The sequence below is a fragment of the Mesorhizobium sp. M7A.F.Ca.US.005.03.2.1 genome, from assembly GCF_003997795.1.
Classification (GTDB): Bacteria; Pseudomonadota; Alphaproteobacteria; order Rhizobiales; family Rhizobiaceae; genus Mesorhizobium; species Mesorhizobium ciceri.
In genome coordinates this window covers 1-247 of sequence record NZ_RZRP01001443.1, presented here as the reverse complement: position 1 = coordinate 247, position 247 = coordinate 1, and the positions used below count along the sequence as shown (strand labels likewise).

Annotated in this window: 1 pseudogene; it reads left to right on the top strand. The window is 60.7% G+C overall.

The annotated features are described in order from the left end of the window. Positions 1-247: pseudogene (locus tag EN991_RS38360) on the top strand (cytochrome c oxidase subunit II); the annotation flags it as partial.

The following is a 247-nucleotide window of genomic DNA, read 5'->3' as shown; positions in this document are numbered from 1 at the left end:
ATATCCCTGCCGGCGAGCCGGTGCGGCTGCTTTTGACCTCGACCGATGTGATCCATTCCTTCTGGATCCCAAGCTTGGCCGGCAAGCTCGACCTTATCCCGGGCCACATGAACGTCCTGGATCTCAAGGCGGACAAGCCAGGCGTCTACCGTGGTCAATGCGCTGAATTCTGCGGTGCGCAGCACGCCAACATGGGCACCTTCATCATCGCCGAGCCGCGCCCGAAATTCGATGCCTGGCTGAACGA